Here is a 13,408-nt window from a genome sequence, read left to right on the forward strand (position 1 = left end):
ACTGCGGGTCCATGGTCGCCCCGCGCGCCGGTCGTTGATGCGGCGCGGTGTTTGACCTCGCCTCGACCGGACACCTTGTGAGCCGATACTTCAATCCTACCGCCAGCAATCTGGCGATTGTCGCGGCGCTCGCCGCGTGCCTGTCGACGGCATTGGGCGGCTCGGGGTTTGTCGCCATGCGGTTCCTCGTGACCGAGACCGATCCGGTGACCGTTGCCTTTCTGCGCAATGTCATCGCGGCGGTCATCCTGACGGCGATTGCATTGGTGATCGTCCGGCGCTGGCCGTCGCCGCGCGATATACTGATCCTCGGTTTCATGGGGGCGATTTTCTTCGGGGTCCTGCAATTCATCTTTGCCAATGCGCTGACCTACACCACCTCGTCGCGTGGTGCGCTGGCCTATATGACCGCACCATTCCTGACACTCCTGATCGCGGCGGTGTTCGGGATCGAGCGACCGACGCGCCAGAAGTTCGCCGGAATCCTGCTGGCGACGCTGGGTATCGTCGTCGCACTCGGGCAGAGCGCGGGGGCGCCGCCGGATGCATGGATCGGCGACGGGCTTGTACTTATCGGCGCTTTGATTACGTCGGTGTATGGCGTCTGGTCGAACCGTTGGCTCCGGCGCCATCCGCCCCTGGTCGCGGTGGTGTCGGGGGTCGTGCCTGGTTCGGCGTTTCTCTACGTGGTTGCGCTGGCGACGGATGCGCCGGCCTTCACGCCGGAACTCTCGCGCATGGGCTGGATGGCGATCGCCTATCTCGGGGTCGGTCCGGCGGCGATTTCCTATACACTCTGGCTCTGGGCGCTGCGTCACACGACACCGACACTGGTGGCTGTCGCGCTGCCGATGAACCCGCTGATGGCACTGTTCTGGGGGGCGCTGCTTCTGGGTGAGCAGATCACGCTCGCGATTCTCATCGGTTTCGCATTGGTGATCGCCGGAATCGCCGTCGCCAACTGGCCGAAGAAGTCCGGGGCTGAGCCGGTATGACCGGCGGCATGGCCCCGACCCACAGACTTGCGTTGCTGGCGGCGATCGCCGCCGTGGTCGCGCCGTTTGCGGCAGGAACCACGCTTGGGGCCATTCGGTTCGTCGCCGCCGATATCGACCCGTTGACCATCACCATCCTGCGTTTGGGGATCGGTGCGGCGGTGCTGTTGCCCCTGGCGCTGGTCTTCGCGCGCGGCTGGCCGCGGGGTCGTGAATTCTGGATTGTCATCGGGTTTGGTGTTTTGATTTTCGGTGTCGGCCAACTTCTGGTATCCGCGTCGCTGGCATACACCACGGCTGCACGGGGCGGCATTCTCGCCTCGACCGTGCCGTTCATGACTCTCGCGTTGGCGGCCGGCATTCGGGCCGAGCAACTTACCTGGCTCAAGGTGGCCGGGGTCGGGGTCGCGACCCTGGGTGTGGGGTTCGCACTCTGGCAGGACGCGAGTGCGATACCGGGTGGGTGGCGCGGTGATCTCCTGATGTTTGCCTCGTCACTCATGCTCTCGATCTACAACGTGGCGACACGAAGAATCATTCGCCGCTATCCGCCGTTGATATTTGTGATCTGCAACCTGCTCCCGGGCGCGGTTTTTCTCGGCATTGTCGGAACACTTACAGGGACGATCAGTGCGGCGTCGTTTGCGAATGTTGTCGCGACGCAAGACGGTATTCTGGCCGTGCTTTACATCGGGGTTGTCGGCAGTGCGTTTACCTATTTTCTCTGGCTCTGGGCGCTTCGTCACACGAGCCCGACCCGCGTGGCGATTGGCCTGACCATGAATCCGGTGGGGGCATTGGTCGCGGCGGTGATCGTTCTGGGCGAGACCGTCACCTTCGGTGTGTGGGTGGGCCTGATCTGTATTGTTGGCGGCATACTGGCGACGAACTGGCGCCTGCAGGACCGTGACGGGGATGGGGTCGATGGCGGCTGATTCACAGCGGAATCTCGACCGCAAGTCCGTGGCGGGTTGGTGCACCTATGACTGGGCCAATTCGCCCTTCCCCGCGATCGTCCTGACTTTCGTCATCCCGGCCTACTTTACCCAGGCCGTGGTCGGTGATCCTGCGACCGCGACCACCTGGTGGGCGATCATGACCGGGACGGCGGCGCTCGCGATCGCGATCCTCAGCCCCATACTCGGCGCCGTCGCGGATCAGGGCCGTCGCCGCAAGCCGTGGCTCGGGGTCTTCACGATCATCATGGCGCTGGGCTCGGCCCTGCTCTGGTTCGTCCAGCCGGTCCCGACCGACGCAATGTTGCTGCTGGTCCTCGTGGGGGTCAGCATCGTCGCGTTTGAATTGTCGATGGTGTTCTACAACGCGTTGTTGCCCACGCTCGTACCGCAAAACTGGCTCGGGCGAATTTCGGGCTGGGCCTGGGGGCTTGGCTACTTCGGTGGCGTCGGCGGCCTGCTGCTTGTGCTGTTCGGCTTTGTGCTGGCAGACCCGCTGCCATTTGGCCTGGATGGCTCCCGGGCCGAGCATATCCGGCTCTCGGGTCCGATCGTCGCGCTCTGGCTATTGGTCTTCTGCCTGCCGTTGTTCATCTGGACGCGCGATCCGCGTGGGCGTGGCCTGACGGCTGGTGCTGCGGTACGGGCGGGCCTCTGGGAACTGCGCACCACCCTCGCCGGTCTGCGCGCGCACCCACAATTGTGGCGTTATCTGCTGGCGCGCATGATCTTCACCGACGGGCTGAACACGCTGTTTGCGTTTGGTGGGGTTTTCGCCGCGGGGACGTTCGGGATGCCCGTCGCGGAGGTGATCATGTTCGGCCTGATCCTGAATGTGACGGCGGGGACCGGCGCCTTCGCGTTCGGCTGGATCGACGACCGGATCGGTGCGAAGCGAACCGTTCTTCTGGGGCTCTGCGGGCTCGTGATCGTGGGTGTGCCGCTGTTGCTGGTCGAGTCCAAGCTCGCCTTTATTGTTCTCGGCTCGATCCTCGGCATTTTCTTCGGACCGGTCCAGGCGGCCAGTCGCTCGCTGATGGCGCGCATTATTCCCGAAGGAACCGAGGGCGAGATGTTCGGTCTCTATGCGCTTTCAGGCAAGGCCACGGCGTTCGTCGGCCCCTGGCTGGTCGCCCTGATCACGGCGATCACCGGCAGTCAGCGCTGGGGGATGGCGAGCGTCCTGCCGTTCCTTGTCATCGGCGGGCTGCTGCTCTGGCTGACCGTGCGCGATGTCCCGCCCGACCGCCAGAGCCGCTAGTCCGCATACCCGCGGGCCTAGTGCCGGAAATGGCGCATGCCCGTGAAGACCATCACGATACCGGCTTCGTCGGCCGCCGCGATGACCTCGTCGTCGCGCACCGAGCCGCCGGGCTGGATCACCGCCGTCGCGCCGGCCTCCACCGTGGTCAGGAGCCCGTCGGGGAACGGGAAGAACGCATCTGATGCGGCCACGGAACCGGTCGTCAGACGTTCGGTCTCGCCCGCCGCCTCGGCGGCTTCGCCCGACTTGTGGGCGGCGATGCGGGCCGCGTCGACGCGGCTCATCTGGCCTGCCCCGATGCCGACCGTGGCGCCGTCTTTGGCATAGACGATAGTGTTCGATTTCACATGCTTGCCGACGGTGAAGGCGAACAGCATGTCCGCGATCTCCTGGTCGCTCGGCTGGCGTTTGGTGACGATCTTCAGATCGTCGCGGGTGATGTGCCCGGCATCGCGGTCCTGGAGCAGGAACCCGCCAGCCAGCGGCTTCAGCAGGCGTCCGGCTGCGCGCGGGTCGGGCATCTCGCCGGTGAGTAGCAGCCGTAGGTTTTCCTTCCCGGCAAACACGGCGCGGGCATCGGTGTCGGCGGCGGGGGCGATGACCACCTCTGTGAAAATTTCCGTGATCGCCTCGGCCAGCGCGCCGTCGAGTGGGCGGTTGGCGGCGACGATGCCCCCGAAGGCGCTGACCGGATCGCATTTGCGTGCCGCGCGATATGTCGCGACCAGATCGTCCCCGGTGGCGACGCCGCAGGGGTTGGCATGCTTGATGATGGCAATCGAGGGGGCGTCGAATTCGGCCACCAACTCGAAGGCCGCATCCGCGTCACCCAGATTATTGTAGCTGAGTTCCTTGCCCTGGATCTGTTCGGCCTGGGCCACGCCGGGCCGCGGTGCACCGCCGATGTAGAGCGCGGCCTCCTGATGGGGGTTTTCGCCGTAACGCAGGACGCTGGCGCGGCGACCAGCGGTCACATGGGTTTCGGGAAAGGCGTCTCCGAGTTCGCCCGACAGCCAGGTCGTGATGGCGCCGTCATAGGCCGCGGTCCGGGCGTAGGCCTTGGCCGCGAGGCTGCGGCGGAGATCAGGCGGGAGTGCGCCTTTGTTGGCATCGAGGGCCGAGATCACGTCGTCATAGTCCCCCGGGTCCGTGACCACTGCGACATGGGCGTGGTTCTTCGCCGCCGCCCGGATCATCGCCGGGCCGCCGATGTCGATATTCTCGACGCAATCGTCATAGCCGGCGCCGGATGCGACGGTGGCCTCGAAGGGGTAGAGGTTGATAACGATCAGGTCGATGGGCCCGATTCCGTGTTCGGCCATCGCGGCCTGGTCGTCGGGATGGTCGCGCCGGGCGAGGATGCCACCGTGGATCTTCGGGTGCAGGGTCTTGACCCGTCCGTCCATGATCTCGGGGAAGCCAGTGTGGTCGGCGACCTCGATGACGGGGATGCCCGCCGCGGCGAGCGCCTTGGCGGAACCACCCGTGGACAGGATTTCAACACCGTGCCCGGTGAGCGCCTGGCCGAGTTCGGCGAGACGGGACTTGTCGGAGACAGAGATGATTGCACGCGTGATCGGCGTGTCGTGATTGCTTGGCACCGGTCTGGTTGTCCTTCATTAAGTGCTTGAGGTGGAGGTTCTATCCGGGCCAGGGGTGAACCTATTGCGCCGACGCGGCGCCGGTGTCGGGTGCGCCGGACTGAAATTCCGGCACCAGATGGGTCAACAGGCTGCGGCAGCTGTCATTGTTGTTCTCGCGCGCGGCGGCGCAGATCTCATCGATGGCACGCTCCAGAACTTCGCGGTCGGCGACGCGCGGCGTCGCGAGACGGATGGCGGCGTTGCCGGTCGGTGCCAGGCTCTCGGCGTCGTGGAAGAGCTCTTCATGGAGTTTCTCACCGGCGCGCAATCCGACATAGGTGATGTCTATATCCTCATGGGGTCGCTTGCCAGCGAGGCGGATCATCTGTTCGGCGAGGTCGAGAATTTTGACCGGCTCGCCCATGTCGAGCACCATGATTCCGCCGGCCGCCGTATTCTCGGATCGGCTGAGGGTCGAGGCCTGGAGTACCAGTTCGACGGCCTCGCGGGTGGTCATGAAATAGCGGGTGATATCCGGGTGGGTCACCGTGATCGGCCCGCCGGCGGCGAGCTGGCGCTCGAACAGCGGCACCACCGAACCGGTCGAGCCCAGAACATTGCCGAACCGGACCGTCAGAAAGCGGCAGCCGTCTTCGCCGCGGGCGCGATCGAGCGCCTGGCAATAGCTCTCCGCCACCCGCTTGGTCGCGCCCATCGCGCTCGACGGGTTGACCGCCTTGTCTGTCGAAATCAGGACCATGATCCGGGCGCCATGCTCGTGGCACAGATCAGCGACGTTGCGGGACCCGGCGATGTTGGTCTGCACGGCTTCGGCGACATGTTCCTCGACAATCGGGACATGTTTCAGGGCGGCGGCGTGGAAGACGAGCTCGGGTTTGAGCCCGGCGAAAACCGATGCCATGGCGGTCGGGCTGCGGACATCGGCGAGGTGGGCATGCCGGGTGATGTCCGGTGCCAGCTCGGCGATTTCGAGATCGATCGAGTAGAGATTGAATTCCGAGCTGTCGACAAGCGCGAGCTCGGCGGGTTCCAGTGCGACGATCTGGCGGGCGAGTTCGCCGCCGATGGTGCCGCCCGCGCCGGTAATCAGGACCCGACGACCGGCAACCAGAGTCTGCATGGCGGGGCGATCCAGGACCGCCTGGGGGCGACCCAGCAGGTCTTCGACGGCAACCGGTTTTACCTCGATCTCGTCCCCCAGCCCGGCCTGGAATGCCGTGAGCCGCGGCAAGCGGGCCATGGTCATGCCCTGGGCCTCCGCCAGATCGAGCAGTTTCCGCATCAGGGCGGGATCGAGCCCGGCCTTTGTGACGATCAGGCGCTGGGGACGTTCGCCGCGCAGGGCAATCCGGCGCATGATCGCATCGAGATCATCGGGTGTGCCCAACACGGTCACGTCGCGTATCTGGCGACCGACGCGGCGGCCTTTTTCATCGAGCACACCGACGATCCGGTACGCGGCGCCGGGTTGGCGGCGAATGGCGCGGATGAAAGTCTCGGCCTCATCGCCCGCACCCATCAGGAGCACGGGAATGCCGGGTTTTCCGCTGCTGTCCGCCGAAAGCTCGAAATGCCGATCCTTGACCAGGCGGTAGATGAAGCGGGGCCCGCCGAGCAGGGCCATCAGGACAAACCAGTTGATCGCCGGCAGGGAGCGCGGCAGGAACTCCGACCGCGAGACGACGAACAGGATCAGGGAGAAAACCAGAACCGCCAGGGTCACTGCCTTGGTGATCTGGATCAGGTCGTTCATCGACGCGTAGCGCCAGATGCCCTTGTAGAGGCCCATGGGCAGGAAGATCGCGGCTGCGATGACCGCGAACATTGCCGTGCCCTGAAGGATGAAATCGATCGGCACGGAATCGATCGACTGTCCCATGCGCAGCCACAGCGACAATGGCAGCGAAACCGCCGCCATGAAGATGTCGTGCGCATAGGCGATATTCGCCCGACTCAGTCGAATTTTTCCGCGCATGAACGGGCCCCGTTGGATAGCCCGCTTATACCATTCCGGAGACTCGGGCCAAGACTCCCATCATGCGATGGGCGTGGATTACTCGATCAATTCTTCGTCGCGTCGCGCGGGCCCGCAAGCCAGGCCAGGAGCAGGACGACCAGTATCCCCGCCGCGAGCAATGCGAGCCACGCCAACAGCGTGCCGGGGCCCGCCAGGACGCTAATCACCGCCAGGACGACCAACAGCAGGTTGGTGACCGCAATCGCGGTGCTGACACGGGCGTGGGAGAGGCCCTGCTTGATCGCCGCCTGGTAGAAATGATCACGATGGGCGTGCCAGAACTTCTCCCCCCGCGCAATCCGGCGGAACAGCGTGATGGTCGCGTCGGCGAGATAGTAGAGCGGCAGAATGGCCGCCGCCTGCCAGAGCCCGTTTGCCGCGAGCGAGAGCAACAGCCAGCCGAGCAGATAGCCGAGGGGCACGCTGCCGCTGTCGCCGAGGAAAATCCGCGCCGGGGGCCAGTTCCAGACGAGAAAGCCGATGGCCGCCGCCGCGACGGTGAGCGCCTGACCGTGGGTCTGGTCGAGGGGTTGCGAACCGACAACGCCGATCAGGAAAAGCCCGACGCCGATCGCGACGGCCTCGACCCCGCTGATGCCGTCGATCCCGTCCATGAAATTGAACAGGTTCATGAACCAAACCCAGCCGATCGCCGCAACGAGCGCATCGATCGGGCCGGGCAGCAGACCCTGGAAAACCGCCCCTTCGATCAGGAATACACCGACCAGCGCCGCAAAAAACTGGGCGGCGAGCCGAGGTAGTGGCCCGATCGTCATGAGGTCGTCGATCCACGACACGCCGGCGAGCAGCAGGGCGGCCAGGGGGATCATCCATTGGGAAATCGCGGCACCGTCCGTCGGTGAAGAGGTGGGCAAGAAGAACGCGATGGCGACCCAGGCCGGCAACAGGGCCGCCAGAACACCCAGCCCGCCGCCGCGCGGTGTGGGGGCGTCGTGGGAGCTGCGTGCGTTGGGCCGGTCGAGGATGTCGTGGCGCAAGAGTTGAATCCGGACCAGCCCGACCAACGCGGTGGATGCGAGCGCCGTGGCGGCGGCGATGATAGCGAGAGTCCAGATCACGTCTTGGCTTCCACGAGGCGGCATTCGGCTGGGTCGTTCGATCCTGCTTGTAACGGCAAAAACAAAGGCCCGGCAAGGTGCCGGGCCTGGATTTGGCGGTCTGTACGGGAAATCAGGTCGTGCGCAGGCCGAGATGGTCGAGCTGTCGGTCGATCACGAGGCGTTCGTCATACAGGCGGCGTCCACGTTCCAGTCCAGCGGCCCCCAGGGCCTGGCGGCGTGCGGGGTCCTGCGCCAGGGCTTGCAGGGCGCGGGCCAATGCGGCCGCGTCACGGACCGGCACGAGCAGCCCGGTTTCCCCGTCGACAACTTCCTCGCGGCTGCCGCGAACATCGGTGGCCACGACCGGGAGCCCGGTCAGCATCGCCTCAATGATGGAGCGCGGCATGCCTTCGCGGTGGGAGGGCAGGGTGAAGATATCGGCGGCGCGCATGAGGTCCGCCATGTCGTCGCGGTAGCCGAGAAAGCGAATGCGGTCCCGCAAGGCAGGGTCTGCCTCGATCTCCCGGATCGCGTCGTTGATCCCTGCCGCATGGTCGCTGCTCAGCCGGGCGCCGACGGCCCAGAGTTCGGCATCCACATTGCGCATGGCGGAGACCAGTTCGCCATAGCCTTTCTCGGCGACCAGGCGCCCGGCCATGAGAATGACCAGCCGGTCGTCTGCGGTGCCGATTGCCGCGCGGGTGGCGGAACGCGCCGCCGGATCGTCGGACGGCTTGAAGACCTCCGGGTCGCTGCCGTTGCCGATGGCCAGTATGTCGCCCGTCCGGCACAGGCCGAGGCGTCGCGCCGTTCGGGCGTCTTCTTCCGACTGGGTCATGAGCGTGTGGGTGAACCGACCGGCGAACCATTCGGCCGCAATATGGGCCTGGCGGCGGGGCAGCGGCATGTTCTCGTGAAAGTAAAAACCGTGCGCGGTGTAGACGATCCGGGGCACACCGGCGCGGGCGGCGGCGAGACGCCCGACGAACGCCGCGACGGGCGTATGCACATGAACGATATCGAACTTCTCGCGGCGAAAGAGATCGCGAAGTGCCTTCCCGCCGCGCCAGTTGCGGGCCGGATTGGCGGATCGTGTCAGCGGTACCGTTTCGATGCGAAACCCGTCTGCCCGGACTGACGCGATCAGGTTGCCGTCGGCGCAAACCCCAACGACGTCATGGCCCTGCTCGCGCATCGCCCGCATGAGCGGGTGCAGCAGATGGTAGAGCGTGAAGTCCACCGTACAGAGCTGACAGATCTTTTGCGGCATCGTGGTTTTGCGAACTCGATCGTCGACGATATCTGAGCGTATCGGCTGGTGACGGCGATGCTGCCGCCAGCCGTCGTGGATAAGCTAGGCCGGGTCGGGCGGTACGCCCGCTCGGGTCGGTGTCACCAGGGCCGTCATTACAATAGCGAACAATGCCAGGCAGGAAAGCCACCAGCCCTGCCAGATTCCGAAACTCAGCTCGGCGTTGACGAACGCCGCTGCCACGGCGGCGCATGCGGCCGACCGCTCGAACGTCCCCGCGACGCCGCGCCGGATTGCCAGAACGGCGCTGGCAAACAGGCCGGCGAGGATGAGGGCGCCGGGAACCCCGAGCTCGAGCCAGGCCTGGATGAGGGCGTTGTGGGGATGCAGGGGCAGGGCGTCGACTGCGCGGGATCCGAGATTGGGGGCGTCATCGACGGAGACAATCTGCCCGCTGCCGACGCTGCGTGCCGCATCGAGCCCCCAGCCGATGATAGGCTGGGCGAGCACACGTTCGGAGGCAAACTCCCAGATCGCCATACGATGCAGCTGCGAGAACTCGCTATACCCGAGACCGCGTACCAGATCCGTCACGATCGGTGTGAGTTCCGCGATGAAGGGGATCATGATGAGCGACGCGGCCACGGTCGCCAGCAATAGGGTGAATGCCAGGCGCGGCAGGAACCATGCGACGGCGAAGAATCCGGCGCCGACGATGAGCGCCAGGAAGGGTGAGCCGGGCTGGAGTTGCGAAATCACGAAACCCGACACCAATATGAGCACGGCAGCTCCCAACCAGCCGAAACGTCGCCAGACGGGAACGATGGCGACCCACGCGGCGATGGAAATCACGCTCGAGGCGCGGTTCAGTTCGAACAGATTCTTGACCGGATTTTTTTCGAAGCCGTTCAGGGCGCCGTGCACGAGGCCGCCGGTCGCCAGCTCGAACAGCATGAACAGCAAGCCGAAGGCGACGCCGGCGATGACAAAGGATTCGAGGGTCTTTCGGCCGGCCGGATCGAGGCTGACCGCCGCAGACAGCAGGAAAATCGTACCGCCGGCGATCAGGAACAGGCGCAGGGCCTGCGAAGCGCTTCGATCCGGGACGATCGACCAGACCATGCTTATGGCACCCCAGACCACGAGTGCGGCCAGAAGCCAGGTGACTGTCCGGTGCAGGCGCGGCCACTCGCCCCGACCTGCGCATCCGAGGATCGCGGCGAATGCCGCCAAGGCTGCAATGATGGAAAGCCAGAGGGGCTGCAAGGCCGCGACGGGAACAATTAAAACCGCGGCCACAGACAGGATGGCGTAGGCGGGAAGGTATCGCTGAAGGGCATGCATGGGTGACGCCCTTGTGCCGGAAAACACGTTAGGCGGCAAGGCGGGTCCCGGGGCGCCAATCAGGCGCCGGAATTGGCAATATCCGCCAGATGTTCAGCGGTCCGCTGCGCGGCTGTGCCGCCGCCATAAATGTCGTCGGGCGCGTCGGTCGGTTTTTCACGCATAGCGTTTTCTACGCCGGAGACGATCGCGTCGGTGTCGCCCGGCGGGACGAGGCGATTCCAGCCGCATTCGACCAGCTCAACCCATTCGGTCTCGGTGCGCACGGTGATGCAAGGCACCCGGTGGAAGAAGGCCTCCTTCTGGACGCCGCCGGAATCGGTGACGATCGCGACCGCGTGGCGTTCGAGGGCCTGCATGTCGAGATAGCCGGCCGGCGGAATTCGCTGTACGTCCGAGAGGCGATCTTCGAGGCCGAACTCGGCCAGCCGCGCTGTCGTGCGGGGGTGGATCGGCATGACGACGGGCCGGTCATGCGCCAGCACGGACAAGGCATCGGCGATGGCCGTCAGCCGCTCGCGCGAATCGGTGTTCTCGGCGCGGTGGATGGTGGCAAGGATGAAGGTCCCCGGCTCCCGCGAAAGTCGTGCGAGGATATCGCTGTCCCGCTCGGCACGGGCACCATAGTAAAGCGACGCGTCATACATGACGTCGCCGACCAGATGGATGTGCCGGGGGTCGATGCCCTCACGGGCGAGATTCGTATCGGCGGTGACGGTCGGCGTGAAAAGATGCGCGCTCAGATGATCGGTCAGCACCCGGTTGATCTCTTCGGGCATGGCGCGGTTGAACGAGCGCATCCCCGCCTCGACATGGGCGATGGGGATGTTGAGCTTCGCGGCGGTGAGCGCGCCGGCCAGCGTGCTGTTGGTGTCGCCATAGACGAGCACCAGTCCGGGGTCTTCCTCGAGGAGGACTGATTCAAGGCCCTCCAGCATGCGGGCGGTCTGGCTGGCGTGGGACCCGCCGCCGATTCCCAGCGCGTGCTCGGGCGGGGCGATCTCGAGCTCGTCGAAGAAGATATCCGACATGTCAGCGTCATAGTGCTGGCCGGTATGGACGAGCACCTCGGCGATGCCGGAATGTTCGCGCAGCCGGTGCGACACGATCGCGGCCTTGATGAACTGGGGCCTGGCGCCGACGATGGTGACGATTTTCATTCGGGAATCCGGAGACGCTCAGGCCGCATTGTCTGCTGCGGCGGTGCGCACGGCGGCGATGATGCGGTCCTGGGTGGCCGCGTCGAGATAGGGATGCATCGGCAGGCTGATGACCTCCGCGGCTGCCGCGTCGGACACCGGGATGCCGCCGGGTGCGAGCGGGTAGCCCGTGTAGGCGGTCAGGCGCGGCAGGGGGTTTGGGTAGTAGATCGCGGTCGGAATACCCTGATCCTTCAATGTTTTCTGGAGCGGGTCGCGGCCTGCAATGCGGATGGTGTACTGGGCCCAGGCGCTGACGGCGTCGTCGGCGATCACGGGCACGTCCGCGATATCGGCCAGCGCGTCGCTGTAGCGTTGGGCCACAGCCTGGCGCGCGTCGATCTCGGAACCGAGGATCGAAAGCTTCTCGATGAGGATCGCGGCCTGAATCGTGTCGAGGCGGCTGTTGGTGCCGATCACGACGTTGTCGTACTTGTCGCGTCCCTGGCCGTGCATGCGCAACGACCGAAGGGCTGCTGCGAGCGTGTCGTCATTGGTGAGAATGGCACCGCCATCGCCATAGGCACCCAGAGGCTTGGCCGGGAAGAAGCTTGTGGCCGCCATGCGACCATGCGCCCCCGCCGCCGTTGCCCCGAGGCGCGCGCCCATGGATTGGGCCGCGTCCGAGAAGACCCAGAGATCATGTTTGTCCGCGACTTCCTGAATCGCGGGATAGTTCGCGGGGTTCCCGAACAGGTCGACAGGGATGATGCCGGCCGGCTGCAGCGCCCCGTCGGCCAGGGTCGCGGCAATGGCGCTGTCCAGGCTATGCGGGTCCATATTGTAGCTGTCACGTTCGATATCGACGAACACCGGTGTGGCGCCCACCAGACAGACGATCTCCGCCGTCGCGGCAAATGTGAAGGCGGGCACAAAGACCGCGTCACCCGGTCCGATGTCCAGAGCGCGCAACCCGAGCTGCAGGGCGTCGGTACCGTTGGCACAGGACACGACATGGGACACACCGTTCTCGGCGGCAAGCCGTTCTTCGAACGCCGCGACTTCGGGGCCGAGAATGAAACGCCCATGTTCGAGGACGCGGGCGATTGCCGCGTCGATCGCGTCGCCGATCCGGGCGCGTTGTGCCTGGAGGTCGATGAAGGGGATCGGTTCACTCATGTTATTTGTCCTTCGGAGCGACGGCCTGCAGGCCGGCCTCCGTTTCGCTGTAACGCCGGTCGGTGCGTGGGCAAACATACTGTCCCGTCGCGCCATCCCGGGTCAGCCGTTCGCCGGCATGACCGACCCAGCCGATCTGTTTCGCGGGCACGCCGACCACGAGTGCGTGGGGCGGAACATCGCCCGCAACGACCGCGCCCGCGCCGACAAAGGCGAAGGCGCCGACCGTGCTGCCGCATATGATGGTGGCGTTCGCGCCGATGCTGGCGCCGCGCGCCACGCGGGTTTCGGACAGTTCGTCCATCCGGTTGATATCGGCGCGCGGCGTGTTGACGTTGGTGAATACCGCGGATGGCCCGACGAAGACGTCGTCTTCGAGGGTCACACCCTTGTAGACGCTGACATTGTTCTGAATCTTGCAGCGGTCGCCGATCCGCACGTCCGGGCCGGCCATGACATTCTGGCCGAGGGAGCAGCCGACGCCGATCCAGGTGCCGGTGATGATGTGGCTGAAGTGCCAGATGCGCGTGTCGTCGCCAATCTCGACGCCATCGTCGACATAGGCCGATTCATGAATAACGGGTGCCGCCACGATCC

11 protein-coding genes are annotated in these 13,408 nt (G+C 65.5%); 3 read left to right on the plus strand and 8 right to left on the minus strand.

What is annotated here, in order from left to right; all coding sequences use genetic code 11:
* Window positions 1–77: 77 nt before the first annotated feature.
* From ABJ363_04150 to ABJ363_04160, 3 genes are read left to right on the plus strand one after another with little or no spacing between them, the layout of a single operon-like run.
* On the plus strand, window positions 78–995 hold the full coding sequence (locus ABJ363_04150; protein ID MEP4378170.1) for a DMT family transporter: 918 nt from the start codon (window positions 78–80) through the stop codon (window positions 993–995).
* On the plus strand, window positions 992–1,930 hold the full coding sequence (locus tag ABJ363_04155; GenBank protein MEP4378171.1) for a DMT family transporter: 939 nt from the start codon (window positions 992–994) through the stop codon (window positions 1,928–1,930). The genes ABJ363_04150 and ABJ363_04155 overlap by 4 nt, the downstream gene beginning before the upstream one ends.
* Window positions 1,920–3,212 (plus strand): MFS transporter, encoded by a 1,293-nt coding sequence (locus ABJ363_04160; protein MEP4378172.1) that lies wholly within the window; start codon window positions 1,920–1,922, stop codon window positions 3,210–3,212. Before ABJ363_04155 ends, ABJ363_04160 begins: the two co-directional genes overlap by 11 nt.
* 17 nt (window positions 3,213–3,229) lie before the next feature.
* Here the strand turns inward: ABJ363_04160 and purH are convergent, their stop codons facing one another.
* From purH to ABJ363_04200, 8 genes are all read right to left on the minus strand, one after another.
* Entirely contained in the window at window positions 3,230–4,816 is a 1,587-nt protein-coding gene (gene purH, locus ABJ363_04165) for a bifunctional phosphoribosylaminoimidazolecarboxamide formyltransferase/IMP cyclohydrolase (protein MEP4378173.1), read from the minus strand.
* Window positions 4,817–4,877: 61 nt separating this feature from the next.
* A complete protein-coding gene (locus ABJ363_04170; protein MEP4378174.1) occupies window positions 4,878–6,794 on the minus strand; it encodes a nucleoside-diphosphate sugar epimerase/dehydratase in 1,917 nt (638 codons plus the stop codon).
* A gap of 86 nt (window positions 6,795–6,880) precedes the next feature.
* Window positions 6,881–7,915, minus strand: a complete 1,035-nt coding sequence (locus tag ABJ363_04175; protein MEP4378175.1) for a glycosyltransferase family 4 protein — start codon at window positions 7,913–7,915, stop codon at window positions 6,881–6,883.
* Between the two features lie 112 nt (window positions 7,916–8,027).
* Window positions 8,028–9,167: a glycosyltransferase family 4 protein gene (locus ABJ363_04180; GenBank protein ID MEP4378176.1), complete on the minus strand. Its 1,140-nt coding sequence runs from the start codon at window positions 9,165–9,167 to the stop codon at window positions 8,028–8,030.
* A gap of 84 nt (window positions 9,168–9,251) precedes the next feature.
* Entirely contained in the window at window positions 9,252–10,493 is a 1,242-nt protein-coding gene (locus ABJ363_04185; GenBank protein ID MEP4378177.1) for an O-antigen ligase family protein, read from the minus strand.
* A gap of 59 nt (window positions 10,494–10,552) precedes the next feature.
* On the minus strand, window positions 10,553–11,653 hold the full coding sequence (gene wecB, locus ABJ363_04190; GenBank protein MEP4378178.1) for a UDP-N-acetylglucosamine 2-epimerase (non-hydrolyzing): 1,101 nt from the start codon (window positions 11,651–11,653) through the stop codon (window positions 10,553–10,555).
* A gap of 18 nt (window positions 11,654–11,671) precedes the next feature.
* Window positions 11,672–12,799 carry a DegT/DnrJ/EryC1/StrS family aminotransferase gene (locus tag ABJ363_04195; GenBank protein MEP4378179.1) on the minus strand — a complete coding sequence of 376 codons (1,128 nt, stop codon included), beginning with the start codon at window positions 12,797–12,799 and terminating at the stop codon, window positions 11,672–11,674.
* A 13-nt stretch (window positions 12,800–12,812) separates the two neighbouring features.
* Window positions 12,813–13,403 carry an acyltransferase gene (locus tag ABJ363_04200; protein MEP4378180.1) on the minus strand — a complete coding sequence of 197 codons (591 nt, stop codon included), beginning with the start codon at window positions 13,401–13,403 and terminating at the stop codon, window positions 12,813–12,815.
* Window positions 13,404–13,408: the final 5 nt, after the last annotated feature.

The organism is Alphaproteobacteria bacterium, assembly GCA_039980135.1.
Taxonomy (GTDB): Bacteria; Pseudomonadota; Alphaproteobacteria; order UBA6615; family UBA6615; genus UBA8079.